The organism is Flavivirga aquimarina, from assembly GCF_030540835.1.
GTDB lineage: Bacteria > Bacteroidota > Bacteroidia > Flavobacteriales > Flavobacteriaceae > Flavivirga > Flavivirga aquimarina.
The window spans coordinates 1-445 of sequence record NZ_JAUOEK010000110.1 but is presented as its reverse complement, the minus strand read 5'-3'; the positions used below and the strand labels follow the sequence as shown (position 1 = coordinate 445).

The following is a 445-nucleotide window of genomic DNA, read 5'->3' as shown; positions in this document are numbered from 1 at the left end:
TCAGATTGTTAGAACTTTAGGAGATACAAGTTCATTAACCTTTACATTTAGCGAAGCCGTAGATGTCAACTCCATTTTACCATTTAATATTTTTGGTCAAACGATAGATTATACCTTTACGCCAACAGGAGGTAGTAATTCTCCAGTAGTAGTATCGATAACAGGAGGGGCTGCTCCAGGAGAAGTACCCGTTGACTTAAATTGGACTGGTGTTACGTCTTTTACCGTATCAGCACCAGGAGCAGCCGCATTTGCTTTCGATGATTTATCTGTGAGTGCTATTACGCCGCCACCATCCATCATATTTGATTTTGAGAGTGCTACAGGAGGTAGTGGTGATGATATCACCGAGACCAAAGATGATATTACATTAACCTTAACCGGATCCCCTACTCTTGGGATAGGTACGGGAGGTTCTTTTGGTTCAACAGGTCAGATTGTTAGA

General features: G+C 41.8%; 1 protein-coding gene. It reads left to right on the top strand.

Annotated features, from left to right (window positions below; all coding sequences use genetic code 11):
* On the top strand, positions 1-445 hold a 445-nt coding region (locus Q4Q35_RS09485; RefSeq protein WP_303277733.1), incomplete at both ends, for a hypothetical protein.